The sequence below is a fragment of the Bacillus sp. CCNWLW194 genome, assembly GCF_037120585.1.
In the GTDB taxonomy this organism is placed as follows: Bacteria; Bacillota; Bacilli; order Bacillales; family Bacillaceae_G; genus Bacillus_A; species Bacillus_A basilensis.
The window spans coordinates 30,489-49,174 of the sequence record NZ_JBBBBL010000011.1; the positions used below are offsets into that span (position 1 = coordinate 30,489).

Annotated in this window: 17 protein-coding genes; 5 read left to right on the forward strand and 12 right to left on the reverse strand. The window is 32.2% G+C overall.

Annotated features, from left to right (window positions below; genetic code table 11):
- The first annotated feature begins 58 nt into the window (after positions 1-58).
- Together V7S50_RS22925 and V7S50_RS22930 are read left to right on the forward strand one after the other, a co-directional pair.
- On the forward strand, positions 59-1,153 hold the full coding sequence (locus V7S50_RS22925) for a response regulator aspartate phosphatase (protein WP_001102707.1): 1,095 nt from the start codon (positions 59-61) through the stop codon (positions 1,151-1,153).
- Complete coding sequence (locus V7S50_RS22930; RefSeq protein WP_087958833.1) at positions 1,150-1,338, forward strand: Phr family secreted Rap phosphatase inhibitor; 189 nt, start codon at positions 1,150-1,152, stop codon at positions 1,336-1,338. Before V7S50_RS22925 ends, V7S50_RS22930 begins: the two co-directional genes overlap by 4 nt.
- A gap of 73 nt (positions 1,339-1,411) precedes the next feature.
- Here the strand turns inward: V7S50_RS22930 and V7S50_RS22935 are convergent, their stop codons facing one another.
- From V7S50_RS22935 to V7S50_RS22960, 6 genes are all read right to left on the reverse strand, one after another.
- A complete protein-coding gene (locus V7S50_RS22935) occupies positions 1,412-2,011 on the reverse strand; it encodes an FMN-binding negative transcriptional regulator (protein WP_242255250.1) in 600 nt (199 codons plus the stop codon).
- 134 nt (positions 2,012-2,145) lie between these two features.
- Positions 2,146-2,673, reverse strand: coding sequence for a GrpB family protein (locus V7S50_RS22940; protein WP_242255249.1), 528 nt, complete (start codon positions 2,671-2,673; stop codon positions 2,146-2,148).
- Between the two features lie 23 nt (positions 2,674-2,696).
- A complete protein-coding gene (locus V7S50_RS22945; protein ID WP_001172040.1) occupies positions 2,697-3,044 on the reverse strand; it encodes a DUF4260 domain-containing protein in 348 nt (115 codons plus the stop codon).
- Between the two features lie 12 nt (positions 3,045-3,056).
- Positions 3,057-4,025 (reverse strand): bile acid:sodium symporter family protein, encoded by a 969-nt coding sequence (locus V7S50_RS22950; RefSeq protein WP_242255247.1) that lies wholly within the window; start codon positions 4,023-4,025, stop codon positions 3,057-3,059.
- A 4-nt stretch (positions 4,026-4,029) separates the two neighbouring features.
- The gene (locus V7S50_RS22955; protein WP_242255245.1) at positions 4,030-5,421 is read right to left on the reverse strand and encodes an FAD-binding oxidoreductase; all 1,392 of its coding nucleotides are present in this window, start codon (positions 5,419-5,421) and stop codon (positions 4,030-4,032) included.
- 169 nt (positions 5,422-5,590) lie between these two features.
- Positions 5,591-5,989: a DUF2871 family protein gene (locus V7S50_RS22960; protein WP_242255244.1), complete on the reverse strand. Its 399-nt coding sequence runs from the start codon at positions 5,987-5,989 to the stop codon at positions 5,591-5,593.
- 255 nt (positions 5,990-6,244) lie between these two features.
- On the opposite strand from V7S50_RS22960, the gene V7S50_RS22965 reads away from it, so the two are divergent.
- On the forward strand, positions 6,245-6,751 hold the full coding sequence (locus V7S50_RS22965) for a GNAT family N-acetyltransferase (RefSeq protein ID WP_242255242.1): 507 nt from the start codon (positions 6,245-6,247) through the stop codon (positions 6,749-6,751).
- A gap of 466 nt (positions 6,752-7,217) precedes the next feature.
- Here the strand turns inward: V7S50_RS22965 and hlyIIR are convergent, their stop codons facing one another.
- From hlyIIR to V7S50_RS22985, 4 genes are all read right to left on the reverse strand, one after another.
- Entirely contained in the window at positions 7,218-7,823 is a 606-nt protein-coding gene (gene hlyIIR / locus V7S50_RS22970; protein WP_242255303.1) for a hemolysin II regulator HlyIIR, read from the reverse strand.
- Between the two features lie 464 nt (positions 7,824-8,287).
- Positions 8,288-9,526 carry a hemolysin II HlyII gene (gene hlyII / locus V7S50_RS22975; RefSeq protein WP_242255240.1) on the reverse strand — a complete coding sequence of 413 codons (1,239 nt, stop codon included), beginning with the start codon at positions 9,524-9,526 and terminating at the stop codon, positions 8,288-8,290.
- Positions 9,527-9,830: 304 nt separating this feature from the next.
- Positions 9,831-11,063, reverse strand: a complete 1,233-nt coding sequence (locus tag V7S50_RS22980) for an N-acetylmuramoyl-L-alanine amidase (RefSeq protein ID WP_242255237.1) — start codon at positions 11,061-11,063, stop codon at positions 9,831-9,833.
- A 488-nt stretch (positions 11,064-11,551) separates the two neighbouring features.
- Positions 11,552-11,845, reverse strand: a complete 294-nt coding sequence (locus V7S50_RS22985; RefSeq protein ID WP_242255236.1) for an ArsR/SmtB family transcription factor — start codon at positions 11,843-11,845, stop codon at positions 11,552-11,554.
- 206 nt (positions 11,846-12,051) lie between these two features.
- Between V7S50_RS22985 and V7S50_RS22990 the strand changes: the two genes are divergently transcribed.
- The gene (locus V7S50_RS22990; RefSeq protein WP_000473489.1) at positions 12,052-12,405 is read left to right on the forward strand and encodes a hypothetical protein; all 354 of its coding nucleotides are present in this window, start codon (positions 12,052-12,054) and stop codon (positions 12,403-12,405) included.
- 376 nt (positions 12,406-12,781) lie between these two features.
- Here the strand turns inward: V7S50_RS22990 and V7S50_RS22995 are convergent, their stop codons facing one another.
- The gene (locus V7S50_RS22995) at positions 12,782-13,222 is read right to left on the reverse strand and encodes a hypothetical protein (RefSeq protein WP_242255234.1); all 441 of its coding nucleotides are present in this window, start codon (positions 13,220-13,222) and stop codon (positions 12,782-12,784) included.
- Between the two features lie 640 nt (positions 13,223-13,862).
- Here V7S50_RS22995 and V7S50_RS23000 point away from each other — a divergent pair.
- Positions 13,863-15,116, forward strand: a complete 1,254-nt coding sequence (locus V7S50_RS23000; RefSeq protein ID WP_242255232.1) for a sensor histidine kinase — start codon at positions 13,863-13,865, stop codon at positions 15,114-15,116.
- 459 nt (positions 15,117-15,575) lie between these two features.
- Here the strand turns inward: V7S50_RS23000 and colA are convergent, their stop codons facing one another.
- Positions 15,576-18,491, reverse strand: a complete 2,916-nt coding sequence (colA, locus tag V7S50_RS23005) for a collagenase ColA (RefSeq protein WP_242255228.1) — start codon at positions 18,489-18,491, stop codon at positions 15,576-15,578.
- Positions 18,492-18,686 lie beyond the last annotated feature (195 nt).

An 18,686-nucleotide genomic window follows, 5' to 3' on the forward strand; every position in this document is an offset into this window, starting at 1 on the left:
AATATTGTTATTTTTGATAATATATTTTATAAGAATATTCAAAAAGCGAGGGGATTTCATGAACGTTCAACTACAAGGTAATGAACAAATTACGAAATTATTTAATGATTGGTATTTAGCTATGCTTAAACAAGATGTGTCCCAGGCGACAAACTTAAAGCATGAAATTGAGGAAAAGGAACTAAACTTTGAAGAAGATGAAAACTTAGCATTATATCATTCCTTACTAGACTTTCGATATAAAGTTTTAGTAGATAGTTTAAGTATTTCAAAAGATTGTTTTGATAAAATAGATTCTTACTTAATCTCATCCAACCATCCACTGGCTTACTACTATCACTTCTTTAAAGGCATTTATGCAACTTTAACCACAGACTATAACTTAGCTAGCGAACATTATGAACAAGCTAAGTTATTACTAGTAAATAACACTGATAATCTAGAGCATGCTGAATTTTATTATCGAATGGCGATTTTCCATTATCACTTTTATCAACCAATTGAATCCATTGAATATGCAACTAAGGCTAAAGAGATTTTCGATAAACATACTGGCTACGAAGTTAAAGTTGGATTATGCAAAAATACATTAGGTGCCTCATTTGTATATTTAAAACAATATGAACAAGCGGAAGAACAATATAATTCAGCAATACACCTTTTACAAAAATCTAATGAAAAAGAATTAATTTTAAGTGTACGTAATAATTTGGGTTGGTTATATGCGAGTCAAAACCTCTCCACACTCGCAATCCGTCACCTATCAGAAGTAACTGAAAAGAAACCTACACATTTCAAAGCTCTCTTCTTGCAAGCAAGAGAACACTCTAAACTAGATGAAACTAGTATTGCTGAAGGGTTAATCCAAAAAGGGTTAAAAATTTGTACTGAATTAAATAATGAAGAATATATATATCATTTTAAAATTCTAAACGAACTAAATAATAATGTTGCTTCTGAAGAATTAGAAACAATTATTCTTAAAGGAATTACGTTTTTCGACAAAGAATTATTATATAACTACACTCAAGAATACTCAGAAAAATTAGCTGTTAAATTTTATAGTGAAAATAACCACATTAAGGCAAGTGAATATTTTCATAAAGCGTTACAAGCAAAAGAAAAAACGTTTGAGAAAGGGGCATTGAAATGATTAAAAAAATTAGCTCTGTTTTTTTAGGACTATCTGTTTTCGGTATTCTAGCTACTGGTATTCATAGTTCATTTACATACCAAGCGGGTCATGCTGATCTTCCTGCACCACAAAGACCTGACCTTGTTCAATCTGTTGACGCAAGTAAAGACTACAACTCAACAACAGCTGAAAAAGCACTTTAAAAAACGGAAGACCTTCAATTAAGAAGGTCTTTTTAAATACGCTTATTTAGAATATCTCCCTTTGATGTAGACTTTATTTTCTCATCAACTCCGCAATCCCCCTACTCCCCTCACTACCAACTTTCTCAAGTTCCTCCACAACTAATTTTCTTCTTGCCACAGAATGATTTTGACTTAATTTCGCTTTTCCTTCTATTTTACTAATCTTAATTTTAAAACCAACTATCCCTTTACTTAATCCTCCCATATAATTCGGATCTACATCATTAAGTGAGTAGGTGCTCTCTGGATCTTCATATTTATGTACTAACTCTTGAAGAGAATTTAATAATTCCTGTTCATCCTCAACAATTTCTAATTCCCCATATACATGCACTGCAACGTAATTCCATGTTGGTACTGCATTGTTTGTTTCATACCACGATGGAGATATGTAGCTATGTGGTCCTTGGAATATAGCTAACACTTCTTGATTCTCACTATCTTTCCACTGTTCATTCGGACGTGCGAAATGACCATGTAAAGTTAGAGTCTCCCAATTTAATAACAACGGTAAATGCGTTGCATATGGTTCCCCGTTATGTTGAGAAAATAATGTTGCAAAGCTATTTTGTTCTATTATCTCATACTTCATCTTTTCATCTTCTATTGCGAAATATTTTGGTACGTACATAAGCTCCCTCTTTTCCGATCTTTTATTTCTAATTATATTTAAGTCTCGTAGCATTCAACAGGGCCAGTTTATATTTGTTTTATAATGGCAGCTCTCAATTAAAAAAGAATAGGCCGCATATACTCAATGCGACCTTAGTTTATTTTTTCCAATATATTTGTAATAAATGCCGTCTTACCTTCACTATAACTGGATCGATGTTTCGACTCTCTTGCTAACTCTTTCTTTAAACTCCCATATTCAGCAGCAACGGCTTCATGTTCACGAAGGTAATCCCGAAACGCTATATGTTTTCTTAACTCTTCGCTATTTTTGTCACACACATATAAATGATGTTCCATCCAAACTGTATTTTCTTCACTCCACGGAACGAAAGCATCCTTTCTACCAAACGCCTCTCTCCCTTTGTAACTCCATTCTGCCTGATGATAGTATCCTATCGTTTCAAGCCTTTTTACTACTTCAGGAAAAATTTCGTACTCTTCTATTACTATATCGATATCTAATATTGGTTTTGCCGCAAGTCCTTTAACAGATGTACTCCCAACATGTTCAATAGCTACAATGCTGTCTTCCATTACATTGTTAATAAGAGTGTGTATTTTATTAAATTCACTTTCCCATTTGGTGTTATATTCTTCGATAGTAATTCTCTGTTTCAATATATCCCTCTTCCCAATACAATTTACAACCTTTGAATATGAGTATCCTTAAAATCCGTCTCATATTTCAATCCATATCCAAACATTCGATCCATTCCGATATGTGCAGTCCATATTAGGCCTATCATAATAACGGTATCCATCTTAAAATAAACACCTACTATAGCTATTAAAATGGATATAATATATGTGTGAAATATATTATAGATTTTAGCACCAATATGATTATTTATCCCATAAGCTAACATTGATAAATCCGGTGCTAATAGGAATATCCAAAATATAATCCAACTAAATTCATATAATGAATACATATAAATCGCGGCTAAGAATACAACTAAGCCTTCAAAATGTACAATACGTTTTTGCATTCTTTATCATTCCTATTTTTCTATATTTACCGATACATTTTCATCCCTGAAAGTATTCTTTGCATTTTTTGACCAGATGGTTGCTAATATTGGTCCTGCAATGTTATGCCATACTGCTGCTAATACACTCGGGAGTGCGGCAGCTGGTCCAAAATGTGCGGTTGCTAGTGCAACACCTAAACCTGAATTTTGCATTCCTACTTCTATTGAAATAGCTCTTCTTGTCCCTTCATCTAGTCCAAGTACGAACGCTGTTATATATCCGAGTAAAAAACCGAACGCATTATGGAGCATAACCGCAATAAAGATAAGAAGGCCTGAAGAAGTAATGCTACTTACATTTGTGGAAACAACCGCTGAAACTATAATAATAATTGCTAATACTGATATTAAAGGAATAACAGTCATTCCTTTCGTAACAGTTTTAGGGAAAAACTTCTTCACCACTAATCCTAAAATAATAGGTAGGATAATGACTTGTACGATAGAAAGAAACATAGACATAGCATTCACTGGCATCCATTGTCCTGCAAGTAATAATAAAATAAGAGGTGTAGCAATGGGTGCTAGTAACGTTGATAATGACGTCATTGCAATAGACAACGCTAAGTTCCCTTTTGCTAAATAAACCATAACATTTGATGCAGTGCCACCCGGTACTGAACCGAGTAACACTAGTCCAGCTGCTAATTCAGCTGGCAGATTCATAACGTAGGCTAGTACGTATGCGACAAGTGGCATAATAATAAACTGAGCACATACACCGATAATAACTGGCAATGGTTTTGTAGCAATGATCTTAAAATCAACAGCCTTTAATGTTAATCCCATCCCAAACATTACAACCCCGAGTAAAATTGTGATGTAACTAGTTAACCCAAGAAATGGTCCAGGAATGAAATATACAATAGCTGCAATACAAATAACCCAAAATGCAAAATATTTTCCAGCTATATTACTTATCGCTTCTAGTACTTTCACCCCATCATCCCCTATCCTTCAACTGAAAAACTTTATTCGGATTCAAAATATTTTGCGGGTCAAGAGCTTTTTTTATTTTTTCCATTACGAGCAATGCCGCCCCATGTTCTTCTTCTTGATACTTCCGCTTTCCGATTCCAACGCCATGTTCTCCCGTACACGTTCCACCTCGTTTAAGAGCATATAAAACGATACTTTCATTTATTTCGTCACCCTTTTCCACTTCTTCTTTATCGTTCGGATCAATCATTAAGAGCACGTGGAAATTACCGTCTCCTACATGACCGAGAATACCACCGACAAGCCCTACTTTATCTAACGTCTCTTTCGCATTTTGGATTGCACCAGCTAATTCTGAAATGGGTACACATACGTCTGTACTCATAAGCTTTTTACCAGGATAGCTATGAACATAAGAGTATGCTAGATTATGCCGTGCATCCCATAATTTATTTCTCGCCGCAGTTTCCGTTTCAAAAGCAACTTCTTTACATTTATGATCAAAAACAATTTCCTTCGTGAATTCAATATCTTGCTTAAGCCCTGCTTCATTGCCATGAAATTCTAAAAACAGTGTAGGTTCTTCTCTGTAACTTGTTTCATTATAATGATTTACTTGTTTCATAGATAATTCATCTACAAGTTCAATTCTCGCAATTGGAATACCCGCTTGTAGTATATTAATTACAGCTTCTACTGCATCATTTATAGTTGGAAACGATGCTCTCGCAGCCATAATATGCTCTGGTATGCCGTATACTTTTAATGTTAACTCTGTAAAGCATCCAAGCGTACCTTCTGATCCTACGAAAACACCATTTAAATGATAACCTGATGATGACTTCGCTGCTAAATTCCCAGTATGTATTACTTCTCCATCAGCAAGAACGACTTCTAAATCACGAACTTGATCACGCATAACGCCATACTTCACCGCTGTCGTTCCACTTGCATTTGTAGCAGCCATTCCACCTAACGTTGCATCTGCCCCTGGATCTACACTAAAAAACAAACCGTATTTCTTCAATTCTTTATTGAGCTGAAAACGAGTCACCCCCGGCTGTACCTTCACCAGAAAATCTTTCTCTCTTATTTCAAGAATTTTGTTCATTAATGAAAAATCAACCGTAATCCCTTTTTCATAAGGAATTACATGTCCTTCTAAACTAGAACCTACCCCAAATGGAACGACAGCTGTTCCGTGCTCACTCGCTATTTTCATTATGGCACTAACTTCTTCTGTCGTTTTCGGAAAAACTACTACATCAGGTAAACTACTAGCATGATAAGATTCATCTTTACTATGTAACTCTCTTACTGTCGTATTCACAACTACTCGATCTTTGGGAAGTACACCCTTTAATTCATTTACTAAACGCTCTACTGTTATTTCCATCGTACACTCTCCTACTCTCTATAAATTAGAATTACAAAATATGTTAAGTGTTTTATACATAATAATCCGAAAAATTAAATAATTCAAGTTTTACATATACGAAATTCATTTCTTACTTTCGAATAAAAAAAGAACTTGAAACAATTGTTTCAAGTTCTTTTCTATAAAACTACATTTTAAACGACTTCTTTATTAACAACATAAACCAAATTAAAGTAATTGCCATTAGCGAATGAGAAAAACCAACAATATAAGTTAACCCGTTAAAATCCGCTCCATTTAACTGAAGAAGCCCTCTTGCTGCCAATGAACCTAACATTAAAATTAATGCGATATTATGTACAACAAACCACTTATTAAAACTTTTCGCTTCATGAAACGCGAATACTTTTGCTAATCCTAAAGCAATTAAAAAGAAGAAAAAGCCAAGTACAAGTGTATGTGTATGCAAAAGATTTAACAACGTAGATCCTACAATCCCCTTATACTTTCCATATTCCCTAGCGAAAATCCCTGATAATAAACCGATAATCAAATACGTAAACGATGCATTATATAATTTCTTCATTATGTACCTCCTTGAGTAGAATGTGTAGTGTGTCATATTTAGTAATAATGATAGTTATATAGTAAAAACTCCTAGTCACCTAGGAGTCATTGTATAAGCATCTCACTCTTTACAATCAAATCTAATTATAAAATATCCTTTTATACAAAACAAACGAACTTTATGTGAACAAGCAGGACTCTTTTAAAATATGTTGCGATTTCGTATTACGCAATCCATACTAATTATTATAAATGTTAAAGGTGGTGCATTGGATTGATAGTTCTTGAAACTGAACGACTCGTTCTTCGCTGGTTTGATATAAAAGACGCTCCATTTATTCTTGAATTAGTAAACGATCCTGCATGGATTCAGTATATCGGTGATAAAAGAATTAAAAACTTAGAAGATGCAAAAAAATACATCTTAAACGGACCCGTTGATATGTATAATAAAATGGGCTTTGGTCTTTACTTAGTTGAACGAAAAGAAGATCTCACTCCACTTGGTATGTGTGGTCTTATTAAAAGGGATTCATTAGAAGATGTTGATATCGGCTTTGCCTTTTTAGAGAAATTCCGTTCAAAGGGATATGGCTTTGAATCCGCTTCTGCTGTAATCGAATACGGAGTACAAAAACTAGGACTGAAACGAATTGTAGCAATTACAACTATCGATAACATCTATTCAGGAAAGCTTTTAGAAAAAGTAGGATTGCAGTTCGAAGAGATTATTTCGGACTCAGGAGAAGATCTAAAGTTATTTGGATATAACGTATATTAAATTGACAGAGTTCTCTTTTAACCTAATCAAAAAATATTTCTTCAATATACATTCCTAAACGTTATCATGATTAAAATACTCATCTATTTTTAACGATATAACAACGCTAACATTTAAATCACAACCCTAATTTTCAGTACTCTATTTATTCTTAAAAACCCTCTATCTTGTTCTTAAATTTGTCAAAACTCTTATGTAGTTACATGAAAATTTTATGCTAATATGTTACTAAGAAACTATGCGTTCCCTTAACCCTGTATCCGGCCCTGTATTTTTTACAGGGCCTTTGTTTATTTAATTTACTTATCACGTGCTTATACACATTAAAAGTCATTTCAAATGTAATAAACAATAAATACTAAAATAATTTAAGAATGAAGTGTCCAAAAAAGCCTAATCTCTCTACAATATATTGAGAAATTAGGCTTTTTAATAAGAAAATTAAAATTCATAAACAATGAATAATTTACATGTTAGGCTTATCTGTTAAAGCAGAAATAATTCTGTTCACTAAGTCTTCTGGCATCCATTCCTGATTTATATCATTCGTTTCATTTGGTCCTAAAGAATCAATGAACTTTTTAAACTTTGGAAATAAAACAATAGAAGTGATCCAATGTATCGTATGATTTATGGAGAAAAAATGAAAAACTCCTTGTTTTTCACCCTCCTGTAATATTGCTTTTAACTGTTCAAAATTACCTATGAAATAGGGTTTGATTTTTTCTAATCTTGCACTTTCCTTAATAATCTCCTCATATGCCAATACCCCAATTTCAGGATTTTCTTTTATATGTGTAGTAAAGACTATTAAATATTCTTTAAGAGCATTGATAGGATTAAATTGATTCTTCTCAAGAAAATTAGGTAACTCATTAGCAAGGCCATATTTCTTAAACACCTCATAATACAGGTTTTCTTTCCCATTAAAATAGTATGAAGCCATAGCGACATTCACTTTCGCTTCTTTTGCAATTTCTTGTATGCTCGTACCTTCGTAGCCACGCTCTCCAAATTTTTTCTTAGCAGCCTTCAAAATATTTTCCATCGTCTGCTCTCGAGATTTCCCCATTTTACACACCTCAAATAATATATATTTCACTTCAAAAATCCAATAAGGACTTTGAATAGAGTATCTTTTTAATGAAATTTAATTATATATTTAAAGTAGTAACTTAACAACCGATGAAGTCTTGATTACTTTAAACTATTCGCCACACAACGTACGCCTCAAAAAGAAACATCCCCTAACCCTCTCCTACCCTATGTCATCATACAAAGAATTCATTTAAAAATGAAATAAAAATAAACACCATACTTAAAACAATATCCCGCTGTGTAGCATGAATAGCTTTCAAATACTTCACGCTCTTTTCTGATTGAGTATAAGAACGAACGAAAAATAATAAGGACCAGAGTTTATCTGTTTTTACAGATAAACTCTGGTCCTTTCATTACGTTATGCAGATTTAAAATAAACCTTTATACTCATATCTTGATGAAATAATTATCCATCAATTGTACCTCATTTACTGATTAGATTTGTTTAATCTCAATATAAGGTCCTTTGATGTTTAATTTGTTAATGTCATTTGAGATATTTCCTACAGTTGTTTTTTCATTAAACGTATAGACCTTTTCACCATTTACAAAGATGCCCCAATTTTTATCTTCGTAACTGATACCATAGCCAGCATTGATAGATGTCGCTTTGAGTTGGTTTCCATTCATTGAAAAAGATAATTTCCCTTTTCCTTTGTTAAGTTTGTTATTCACGTTGTTGATACCAATCATTTGTTCTTCAAGGGCTTTTTGGTTATCAAGGGTAACTTGATGGTTTTTCCAGTCCAATTTATAGTTGTTTGTAAAGAACTCATTATATGTATCTTTATTATTTGTTCCCCACCATTTTGAACTTACCCATTCAATATTATACTGATCTGAAATTCTACGATTTGTTATTTTTAAATCTGATGTAGATTCTGTTTTATCAGCAGTAATAACCGCTACTACATTAGGAGAAAAACCATATCCTGTTAAAGCTGGTACTGTATCCTTTGAAACAAAATTATTCGTTCCTTCATTATAACTACGTGATTTCATAAATAGTTGATTACCGTAGAAAGTATTAAATGAATCACGATTATAAATTCCCCACTCCGGGTAATTAAATGATTGGAATCCTACTTTCCAATTTAATTTTTTATCTGTGTGAGTCTCTAATACCGTTTTATAGTCTACTTGATCGTAAGATACACTTTCTTTCCAAGCAAAGCTACCCGTAATACTCGCATCGGCATTGGGTCCTTTATCATTTACCCCAACTTTAACACTTCCACCAAGTGTATACCCAACCTCGGAAGTAACCTTTGCTGAAGTCATTGTATTAACTGGGGCAGCTTTATGGAATTGAGCGCTATCACCACTTGTTATTTCTGCTTCAGTATGATAAGCCGATGGCCATTTTAAACCTGCGTTATAGTATCCGCCATTAATTGTATATTTAGCATCTATATTACTACCATCAGTGGTAACAATTGCAATCTTTTTATCTGCGTAAGGATCCTCAATAAAAGAAACCTTTATTGAATTTTTGATATTCTGCTTCATGTCATAAGTAGTTTTAAAACTATTATAGACTTTTCCACCATTTTGAAGATTTTCTACAGTTCCTTTAGAATCCGCAAATACAGATGTTGCTTGTAAACCAAGTGATCCAGACATAATAACGGACGCTACCGCAACACTTTTAGCTATTCCATTTGCTTTTTTCATACAGACAGCCACTCCTTCTTAAACATTTAAAAGATATAAACGTATTATTTTTAGTTTTCAATACTAAAGATAGATTCATAACGTTACAATGTAGAAATTTATTAATCTTTACGACACTAACTATCAACACTTGTTTTGCTAATTTTCATCTCTTTTTTACTGATAACTATTATCAACATTATTAAAACACAAAATAGCGATTTAAACAACAATTTTAAATATGAATTTAAAATTGTTGTTTAAAAAAATGTAAAAAAATTATAGAATTCTTCATTTCAAGAATTACTATATTTTCATTTACTTATTACAATCTATATTCAGATACATTATTCCCTTTCCATTCATAATAATCTAAAATCCCCTCATAAATGGCTTCTGCTGCAATCTGCCTTCCGTTTTCTGTAGATAACTTACTATAATCGATACCATTATCTATAAAAGCAAGTTCCGTTAACACAGCTGGCATGTCATTTTCTCTTATAACATGAAGATCTCCATGTTTAACACCTCTATCACGTGTTTGAAGTGCGTCTACTAATCGTGTTTGAATTTTTTCAGCTAAAACACGACTTTCTTCCACATGAGGATTTGTTTTTTCAGATTTAGAAGATTTATAGTAGTATGTTTCTGTCCCTTTTGCATTACCGTTAAAAGCATTTGCATGAATGCTTATAAAGATATCACCCTGATTTTGCTTAGCAAACTTAACACGTTCCTGTAAAGAGCTTTTTTGATCATGTCCAGGTCTAGTATCAGATTCACGAGTTAGTAAAACTGTAAATGGAGTATGTTTTTCAAGCAATTGTTGTAGACGTAAAGAAGTATCTAGTACAATCTTACTTTCAGGTAATCCCTTTGTGTTTTTTCCTGGATCCTCGCCGCCATGTCCTGGATCAATAATTATTGCTTTATTTTCTAAAGGATTACTTTGACTATATTGAAGCATATCTGTTTTTGCGGTTAGTTGTGCAGCTTCAGCGCGTGTTATGAATCTATTTGGTTGCCAACCATTATCTGTACCAACTGAGATTTTTAAATCAATTAAAGTATTTGCGAACTTTTCACCCCAATGTCCCTTTAAATCTTCAAATTTACTTTGTCCATTGTTAGTGCTTTTATTTTGTAGTTTATATGCATTCACTAGCATAGTAGCCATAGCAGCACGAGTAACTTTTCCAGAAGGATTAAATATTCCATTTCCTTCACCTTTAATTATTCCTGCCTTTTCAGCTGCGGCAATATAAGGAGTTCCCCAGTGGTTTTGTGAATCTTTAAAAGATGGTTTTGTATTTAAATCAATGTGTATACCAAGAGCCTTTGTCATAATGGTTGCTGCAGAAGCTCTATCTAATGTGTCATTTGAACCAAAAGTTCCATCTGGATAACCACTCAATACTTGTTTATCAACTAAATAAGTAACGGATTTGTCAGCCCATGCAGGAACATCTGGGAATTTGTGAGTATCTGCAAAAATACTAGAAGAATAAGATAGTAGACTTCCAGCAAGAATTCCTGTAGCAATTAATTTGTTTTTCAAAATTTAGCACCTCTAAAAATTTATTACAAGTTAGTAAATATATCATTTATAGTTAATCTTTAAATACTACTCCTTAGAATAAAGCATAGATTAAGTTGGCATTAACACTATATTACAAATGAATAATTTAAAATCGAACTATTATTCCGAAAAGAATCTTCAGACATACACTTATAGATTAAAACTATTTAATATATTCACCAACATTGTGTAACTAGTATAGTTACTTATATATACGAGTGTCAATTGAAATAACCTTACAGTTTTGTAAGGTAACCAACTTAATAATATATTAAGTAATTATTAAACAATGTAAATAACTATCTTTTATTTTAAGAAAAGATTGATTCCAAGCACACTTTTTCTAAATTATCATTGATGCCTCTTTCAATTCCTAATGTACATCTTAAAAAGAGCACTTTTGAAAAGTGCTCTTTTTACTTTGTACGCCACTAATTCTATTAGAAAATTTTTTACGAATTATGAACCTACAAACCTAGAATTCCTACAATCTGGCGAGCCTTAGCATTATCAATATAATAATGCATCTCTAATCCTCGTCTTTCTGCACGGAGCACGGTTCCCTTTAATTTTGATAGATGCTGTGAAACAGTGGATTGCGGGAGCCTTAATATTTCTGTCAACTGCGAAACATTACACAGTTTATGATGCATTAATTCATTTACAATTTTTAATCGAACGGGATGTGCCATTACCTTTAATACATCTACATCTTCCTCTCGGATTTTAGCTAGATCTCTATTAGATATTAATGTTGTCATTTCGCATTCCCCTTTATTATTAATTTCTATTTTCCAATTATCCTTATAAGTAGTACTTATAGATATTTACCATTTGTCCTGTTGAGAAAATATATTCTCGTTCAAATAATAAATTATGCAACATTGCATTTGATAAACATTTTCATTGTAACTATAATGATTACAGGATTACTATTAATCCAAATATTCCACGTGGAGGTTTTATTATGTTTAAAAAAATCATTGTATCTTCTATGGCGCTTACTATGTTTGGTGGGGCTGCAACTATGCTAGAAACACCTACCGCACAAGCGGCTTCTTATAACTCAACATCATCTTCTTACTTTGATGTCACTCCTGAAGAAGCGGCTACTTTTTATCAATCTCAGGACTATAAAAAATTAAAAGCCTTTATGGATGACTTTGAAGCTAGAAATCCTTATGTTCCTGGTGGAGGCTACGCTCAAGGTAGTGTTCGTATGCAAAAATTCAATGATGCTCTCAGAGATGCTAAATTAACAAATGTATACCAAGAATTTATTAGAATTTCGTACTACAATCATTATCCAGAACCAAAATAATCCAATCAAATAAAATGCTTATTACTTTAACTAAGCCTAATTTTAAATGTATAGCCTAAAACTAGAAAAACCACTTATATAAGTGGTTTTTCTAGTTTTCCATGTAACTTAACTGAATGACAAGTTACCTTTATTTTAAGATTTATCACAACCGACATCCTCTTTTTTACACAAACTAGTAAATTAGCAATGAAAATATCAACATGTATTTATAAATAGTTGAAAACCATTCTCTTCTGTTTTATAGCAAAAAACGAGCACCCTCTCGTAATTACATAAGGTGCTCATTTTTATTTTTATGTGTAATTCTCGATTCAATATAGTTTCTTTCCGGTAAATAAAGACTAAATTAACTTATAAACAAGGCGTTTTAAATTTAATTCATAGATCCTACTGCAACTTGGAATTGTCCCTTAGAACCATCATCATTTGAAACGTAAATACTATACGTTCCAATTGGTAATGGAGATAAAGCATTCCGTACATTTGTAACATTAATTTGTTGTTCTCCAGGTTTTATATAACCACCAACAATTAGCTCCATATTTGGACCTTTCACACTATATCCCATTGTATTTTGACCATTATTTTTCATAAAGAAGCTTAAATTTTCACTCCCACTATATACAAAAGAAGTTATAGCCTCTCCACTATAATCCATTGTTTGAGTTAATAATATGTCTGTAGGAATATGTTCAACAAAATGAATTGTATCATTCATTTTGTTTACTTCTTCAGCATAAGTATTATTTCCCAACACTCCAAGTGTTAATGCTGAAATTACTCCACAACTAAGCACTAGTTTATTTAACTTCATTTTAAGTTCCCCCTCGATGTTTGTAATCTATTACCATCATACATTCTTTTTCAAGTACGTTTTTATGTAATAATTCATATCTTTAAACCTATATATTTTAACTTTGTATCTTAAAATAGTTACTGAAAAACTCACATTGATAAGGCTACAGTATTATGCTTCATAAAAAAGAACATGTAAATTTCAAATTCTTTTTCTCACAAGAATTCATACAATTAAGTACCAAGACACTCAAATAAATAGTGTTTCCATTTCAGATAAAATATACTAATAAAAAATTTTGAAATTTTCACTTTGTAATTTGATATATTCCATGTTAATATAACGAAGGCTATAAAACAAAAGTCACCACATATATTACCTTCACAGAATATTCACACTTAAAAAATCATTATTTTATCAGTAACTTAATTCAGATTTCACCTATACAAAAATCAATTTCTAGTTTCATATGTATAAATATCTAAGTAGATTTTTTTATCTATTATTTTTTCTAACTTCCTTATCAATTCTAATACGAGTAATATGATAGTACTTTTTCAAGTGCCCTTCCTTTTTTAGATAGAAAGTTTACTGATACTAAACATCTAAGTTTAACTCATACATAATCCAATATACAAACTATCGGAGATGCAAAACTATGGGAATATCTACTCTTTTATTAAATACCTTTATAATAATAATTTGTATCCTTAGCTACCACGTATTTTGGCTAGAATTTAAAGAAAAAATAACATGTAATAATATATTGATTTCTATCCTTTCCTCCGTTGCTATTATTTTTTGCATGACTTTTCCTTTTCATTTACATGCTGGATTTATTTACGATTTACGTTTTATTCCTATCATATTAGTTTTTCTATACGGAAATACAAAAAACATTGTTTTTATAGGAATTTTATATCTTTCTTATCGATTTTACTTAGGCGGAAATGGCGTTCTTCCATCATTTATTATCTTTACTATTATTTCTGTTATAACAATGTTCTTTCGTTACGTATTACCTATGTATGTTAAAGAAAAAAAGCTATTATTAAGCTTACTTCTTATTTTAGTATGTACAACTTCACTTTCTATCTGCGGTTTTGTAACTCAAATAAATACAGGCGGTAAAATAGACTCTACTCTCATAGAATTTTTATTAAATTATATAATCATTAATATTTTCACAGTATTATTATCAGTTTATTTAATAGAGGGAATGATTGAGAAATATAAAATGAAAGAAAAGCTGCAACGGGCTGAAAAATTTTATATAGCTAGCGAACTAGCCGCGTCCATTGCACATGAAATCCACAATCCACTAACCACAGTACATGGATTCACTCAATTGTTAAATGAAAAACATGCCTCTAAGCTACCTCAGAATCAGTACTTAGAAATCATGTTAATTGAAATGCAACAAATACAATCTACTATTAATAACTATTTATCTTTAACAAAACCACAGAACACCCTAAAAGAGAAAATAGATATTAATCATATTTTAAATCAAGTGAAAGACACTATTTCACCACTCGCTCTATCATATAAAGTTGAAATAAAACAAAATAGTACAGATTCCTTTTATATAAATGGCGACCCCGAAAAATTCAGAATCTGTCTAAACAACATCATACAAAATGGAATTGAGGCCATGACAAATGGTGGAGTATTACAAATAAATATACAGAAAATAAAAGGTAATATTATAATCGATATTATTGATTCAGGGATTGGAATGTCCTCTCAACAAATAAAACGAATTGCTTTGCCATTCTATTCAACAACAGAAAAAGGGACTGGACTTGGTACTATGATTGCTTATAGCATTATTAAAGAATTAAACGGAGATATAGAGATAGAGAGTGAATTAGGTAAAGGGACACGCTTTTCTATTAGTATCCCCTGCTAATATGACGGAATTATTTAAATGATAAAATTTTACTACTTAACTTATTAAATAAATTTAAAAAATGCTGCTACTTGACTCATTAGTCATCTTGATTTCTTGAATGAATTAAAAGTAATAAGGACCAAAGTTTATCTGTTTTTACGGATAAACTCTAGTCCTTTAATTAAATCAAACATACTTAAATTTTATTACTTTGCTCACATCTCTATGAAATAATGATTCATAGACTGTATCTCATTTACTGATTAGATCTGCTTAACTTCAAGATCAGCTCTTAATACTTGATTTCTTAATATCATTGGATACATTCCCTACAGTTATTTTTTCATTTAAAGTATAAGCTTTTTTGATATGCATAACGATATTCCAGTATTTATTTTTGCAACTGATATCGTTACCTGCATTACTAAATATAAGCTTAAATTGATTTCCATTCATTGAAAAACAATTTCCCTTTTACTATTTTACTTCTACCGTATAATTCCCTGTTCCCCCGCCATACTGATACACATGTAAATAATATTTTCCTGGATACGTGTAGTAACTTCCTACTAACTTATTCCCCTCTTGCTGTGCATACGTAACATAATTATTTAAATCTGCTTCCGAATAAAGAACCCAGTTTACTCCTATATTATTTTCCTTCGTTACATTAATTTGCAGGTTTTTCGCCGTTTCCACATTTATTTCAAAGAAATCACTCGTATCACCATTTCCTAAACTAGCACGTAAAACTTGATTTAATTGCAGTTTATTTGCTGTTTGGAATGAATTATTTGGTTCTTTTTCTACACTATTATCCTCTTTCTTTTGAACGGTTACATTCGTTGTAACAGTATTCGTTAACCCTTTATCATCTGTTACTGTTAATTTCGCTGTATATGTTCCTTCTTTTGTATACACGTGAGTCGGATTTTGTTCATCACTTACAGTACCATCACCAAACTCCCATTTATAAGCAACAATTTTCCCATCTTCATCTTTTGATCCATCGCTTTTAAACGAAATTGCCTCATTTATATTTCCACTATAGGGACCATTTATAACCGCAACTGGCGCTTTATTCACAGCGCCTTCTTCTGTATTAATCCCATGAAATACAACGTCATATTCAAATTGTCCTGATGCATTCACACGGTAATTTACGAAATAAGCTGTTACTGTTTTATAGCCTGTCCATTCTTTTGCACTTAAACGTTTTAACGTATCATTCACATTTTGTGTAATTGTTTTCCAGTCTTCATATTCCCCTTTTGCAGTAGTACCTGTGTACGTCCCTTGCAATGTAAATGTATTAAAGAACTGTGATTTATTTTTCTTAACCGATACATTACTTAATTTTGCTTCTGCTGTAATTTCTGCCGCAATATCTGAAACTGGTTTCGGTGCGTGAGTTGCTAAATAATCATCTGATACTAATGGAACATTATATTTCTCACGGTTATCGACTAACATTTGCATATAGTCTTGATACTCTTTATTTAAATTCGCATCTTTACTTAAAGCAGAGCGGTATGCATCATATGCTGTTACATCATTTTTTCTAATAAGATCATGAATTTTGTCAAACATATCATATCTCTTATTGTACATGTACGATTGTAAAGCGAAGGAATAATTATAGAAATCCCACGTTCCATACTTTGCATTTAACGTCCGCTCTGCCGTATAACGTTCCGCTGGATTTGAAGATAATCCGCCAATAATGCTCTTTCTCGGTACAACATTATCCGTTCTCGTTGCACCTGCAAAAAACTCAGCATTTCCTTCTTCAAACCAAGATAATCTCTCATTCTCATAAATCTTACCTTGGCCCCAAAGTCCTGGCACTTCATATCTTCCTTGTAAATAATGCGTAAACTCATGTCGGAACAATTCTTCTAAACTATAAATACTTTCTTCTTGTGTACGTTCATAAGTAAAGAACGTGCCTGTTCCTTCTATATAAAGACCACCGTTATTCGTTTCATATCCGTACAATTGACGATTAAATTGATATTCAGCTGGACTATTATAAATAACCATTGTTAATACATCATCAGGATTTCCTTTTTCTAATGGCTGGTCACTTTCAGCCGTACGATGGAATTGCGCCTTTACTTCTTTTGCCGCCCAATAAAGACGTTTTACTTTTTCTTCTGTCACTTTATCTCCAGCTTTTAAAACAATTGCCCCATCATCAAACGTATACGTTTTCGGCAAATACTTTTTCTTCCCATCTTCTCGTATTTGATCTAAATTAACAACGTTACCATTTGCATCTTTCCCGCCATAATTCGTCGTAATTTGCTCAGCCGCTACGAAATATTGCTCTCCTAAGTACGGATATATTTTCATTGCGTCTGTTACTACTTGTAACCCTTTCGTTCCTATAGTGTGGAACGTACCAAGTCTACCTGTATAATAAATCCCATTATTAATAAGCCATCCGTTTTTCTCTGTAATCGTTCCCATTAATGCAAAACGACTTAGCTCATTAATATAGCTATCTATTTTCTGATACCATACTGAATCTTTTGGCGCTTTTCTCGTATCGTACAAATACGATTGAATGTCGTAATCGACGCCTTGCATAATATCGTAAATCGCATTTCCAGCTGATAAATTATCTACTAATATAGAAAAATTATCATTATATTGTTTAAAAATCTTTGAAGCTGATGTTATCGTTTCCACATCACTCGAAGCATTTCCTATTAATTTCCCGTATGATGATACAACTCTATTTTGTTCTAATGTACCGAGTTTAAAATTCGGATTGCTTGTGATCATTTTCAATGCAGGTAAGCATTTATCATGATAGCTCCGCTCATTTAGTTTACTTAATTCTGTATTATAAAACCCTAAATAAAAACCAGATCGTAACACCTCTACTAAAGTCTCAATCCCTTTTGAATCATCTTTCGTATAGGCTTGTCCTTGCTGCTTCAATTTATCAATAATTGCCTGCATCCTACTATCATTTTGATAGAATGCAAGACTATCCTTGTTAAACTGAAATAGCCCAGTAATTTGCTCCCAATCGATTGTTACAAGTAAATCTACTAACTGCTGATTGCTCAATTGATTTAATTCAGCAATTGTATAAGTTTTCGCTGCAGCTAATTGCTTACTTTCCTTTTTCACTTCAGGCGGTCTTTGTGATAAATCAGCAAGTTGTAGCCTTTTCTCAAAAGACTTATTTTCCAGCACTTTTGATGAATGAGCTAATTCTTGCACTGGTGGTTGTACGCCAACTGGCTCCATTTTGAGCACATTTCGATAAGAAACTTGCTCTCCCTTTGTACTTTCTGCCAATGTACTCCCTTGAAAACTTCCTAACATTAAACTAGCAAAACTTACCCCTAATAACACTTTTTTCGAATAACCTTTCATGCTCTCCCCTACCTTACATTTTTTAGTGTCCCGCACCATTATTTTACTATTTTTACTTTTTATACTGTATTGAGAAAAAAATAAGGTAACGTTCACACATGTATCCATGTCGTGCAAAATTAACACTTGACTTTACGTGCGTTTTATATCAAAAAAGGATAGATCATAGCGAAATTCCCGCTACATCTATCCTCG